This is a genomic window from Methylobacterium sp. WL6 (assembly GCF_008040095.1).
Classification (GTDB): domain Bacteria; phylum Pseudomonadota; class Alphaproteobacteria; order Rhizobiales; family Beijerinckiaceae; genus Methylobacterium.
In genome coordinates this window covers 1-2,980 of sequence record NZ_VRVH01000426.1, presented here as the reverse complement: position 1 = coordinate 2,980, position 2,980 = coordinate 1, and the positions used below count along the sequence as shown (strand labels likewise).

General features: G+C 71.6%; 3 protein-coding genes. 2 read left to right on the top strand and 1 reads right to left on the bottom strand.

Features of this window, described 5'->3' with window-relative positions; translation table 11 throughout:
• Positions 1-408 (top strand): EamA family transporter (locus FV230_RS26680; protein ID WP_147844525.1); only part of this gene is annotated, 408 nt, incomplete at its 5' end.
• Positions 409-603: 195 nt separating this feature from the next.
• Positions 604-2,286, top strand: a complete 1,683-nt coding sequence (locus FV230_RS26675) for an acyl-CoA dehydrogenase family protein (protein ID WP_147844524.1) — start codon at positions 604-606, stop codon at positions 2,284-2,286.
• 366 nt (positions 2,287-2,652) lie between these two features.
• Here the strand turns inward: FV230_RS26675 and FV230_RS30395 are convergent.
• A partial coding sequence (locus FV230_RS30395; RefSeq protein ID WP_246695021.1) for a UPF0758 domain-containing protein occupies positions 2,653-2,980 on the bottom strand: 328 nt, incomplete at its 5' end.

Below are 2,980 nucleotides of genomic sequence, written 5' to 3'. Positions count from 1 at the left end.
GGCGTCGGCGCCGGCGCGGTCGCCGCGATCACGCTCGGCACGCTCTGGCAGAAGCGCACCGGCGCCGACGCCGACCTGCTGGCCACCGCGACCCTGCAGTTCGTCGGCGCCTGCGGCGTCGCGGTGCCGCTGGCGCTGCTGTCGGGCGACGGCCTCGCCGTGCCGCCGCTGCTGCCGGTCTGGCTCGGGATGGCGTGGTCGGTGCTGGTCAGCTCCGTCGCCGGGATCCTGCTGCTGCTCGTGCTGATCCGGCGCGGCGCGGTGGCCGGCGTCTCGGCGCTGCTGTTCCTGGTGCCGCCGGTCTCGGCGACCATGGCCTACCTGATGTTCGGCGAGGCGCTGACCGGGCTCCAGGTCGCCGGCATGGCGGTGGCCGCGATCGGCGTCGCGGTGGCGAACCGGGGCTAGGCGAGAGGGCGCGGCGACGGCACCCGCCACGGCGCGCCGGTTTCGCCAACCGGTTGCGGCGTTGAGGAAAATTGCACGCGACTGGATAGAAAATTCAAGACGAATTGCGGCTCCGAGCCTCAAGAATTTGCTACGTCCCGGTGGATCGGGCCTATATTGCTCGCAACCGGAAACGTTCAGACGAAAGTGCCAGCCATGTCCGCTTCGCCCGCCTTCCAGCCCGAGCCGCAGGATCTCGTCGCCCTCACGCAGGCCGCCGGCGAATCCGCGAAACGTCTCGTCGCCGAGGCGACCCGCCGGGTCCGCACCCGCGTGCTGGGCACGGACGGCAAGGTCGACGCCGCCAAGCTGGAGGCCGAGCAGCACGCCGCCCACGGCCTCGCCTGGATCGCCACCTACGGCGAGGCGGTGCGCGAGCTCGGCACCTACGCCGCCAACCTGCGCGCGGCCGGCCGCCTCGGCGAGACCGAGACGCTGCTCGTGAAGATCGGCGCGGGCGAGTACCTCGAGCAGATGGTCTCGGGCATCCCGATGAGCCAGGGCGAGATGGTGCGCCCGGTCGGCTCGCTCGGGCTCACCGCCCGCGAGGTGCAGCAGTTCCGCACCGACGCGGTCGAGGCGCTGATCGCCGACGGCAACACCCCGGAGAACCGCGCCGCCCTGGTCCAGAAGATCCGGGACGGCGTGGCGTCGGCCACCGTCGGCGATTCCGGCCTCGACGAGGACATGGAGGCGATCCGCTCCGAGATGCGCCGCTTCGGCAAGGCCGAGGTGGTGTCCCAAGCGCACGAGTGGCACCTGAAGAACGACTACATCCCGATGGAGATCGTCACCAAGATGGCCGAGCTCGGCGTCTTCGGCCTGACGATCCCGGAGGAATACGGCGGCATGGGCCTGCCGAAGATCTCGATGTGCGTCGTCTCCGAGGAGCTGTCGCGCGCCTATATCGGCGTCGGCTCCCTCGGCACCCGCTCGGAGATCGCCGCCGAGCTGATCCTGTGCGGCGGCACCGAGGAGCAGAAGCAGCGCTTCCTGCCCAAGATCGCCTCGGGCGACATCCTGCCGACGGCCGTGTTCACCGAGCCGAACACCGGCTCGGACCTCGCCTCGCTGCGCACCAAGGCGGTGAAGGACGGCGAGACCTGGAAGATCTCCGGCAACAAGACCTGGATCACCCATCCCGTCCGCGCCGACATCATGACGGTGCTGGTCCGCACCAAGCCCGAGGAGAAGGGCCACCGCGGCCTCTCGATGCTGATCGCCGAGAAGCCCCGCGGCACCGACGCGGAGCCGTTCCCGGTCGAGGGCCTCACCGGCGGCGAGATCCACGTGCTCGGCTACCGCGGCATGAAGGAGTACGAGCTCGCCTTCGAGAACTTCGAGGTGCCGGGCAACAACCTCCTCGGCGAGGTCGAGGGCAAGGGCTTCGCCCAGCTGATGCAGACCTTCGAGTCCGCCCGCATCCAGACCGCGGCCCGCGCCATCGGCGTCGCCCAGTCGGCCCTCGACCTCGGCCTGCGCTACGCCGAGGAGCGGATGCAGTTCGGAAAAGCCCTGATCAGCTTCCCGCGGGTCGCCGACAAGCTCGCGATGATGGCGGTGGAGATCAACATCGCCCGCCAGCTCACCTACTTCTCGGCCCGCGAGAAGGACGAGGGCAAGCGCTGCGACCTCGAGGCCGGCATGGCGAAGCTCCTCGGCGCCCGCGTCGCCTGGGCGGCGGCCGACAACGCCCTGCAGATCCACGGCGGCAACGGCTTCGCGCTCGAGTACGCCGTCAGCCGCGTGCTCTGCGACGCCCGCATCCTCTCGATCTTCGAGGGCGCGGCTGAGATCCAGGCCCAGGTCATCGCCCGCCGCCTGCTCGAGGCGGCGTGAGACGACGCCCGGGCCGGGAGACGGCCCGGGCACCGCTCGGATCTTCCCGCCCCCCCAAAATCGGGCCCGCCCGACCCGGGGGTACGCGGAATCGGGCACGCAAGCGATGCGGATTCCGGGCAAGCCCATGATCCGTCGAAGAGAGGGACGCGTGGACGCGTCCGCTCCGAAACGGCCCCGGCCGGGCAGCGGCGACGCCCCTGATCCGGATCAGGGGTGCAGCCTCGGCTTGCCGCGGCGCCGGCTCCGGCGGGCGCCGCGCATCCTCACCGGTGCCGGGGGCGGCCACGGCCCTCGTCTTCCGGTCCCCGCGGTTTCGCGGCGGACGGAACCGGTCGTCGCCCGGCGACGGACGGCGCGCGAGGCTCACGGCGCGGCGATCGCGGCGACCTGCGGCGCCTCCGTCAGGAGCAGCCCCCGCACCTCGGCGGCCGCCTCGCGGGCCGGGCGGTCCAGCAGCACACGCAGGGGACCGTGCGCCTGCAGCAGGTCGCGCGCGGTCTGCACCGCATCGCGTCCACCGAAGCCGGAGCCGAGGAACAGTGCCAGCAGTTCTGCGTCGGACAGCGTGGCGGGGCCGCGTGCGATCAGCTTCTCGCGGGGACGTTCCTGTTCGTGCCAGTCGTGGATGGGCATGCCTGCATCATCGCCAGTGGGGGCGATGCGGCCCATCAGGGCAGGACGCATGCCCGGG

What these genes read in the sequence shown, in the direction of transcription:
- FV230_RS26675 (WP_147844524.1), top strand. Translation starts at nt 604, where the DNA reads ATGTCCGCTTCGCCCGCCTTCCAGCCCGAGCCGCAGGATCTCGTCGCC.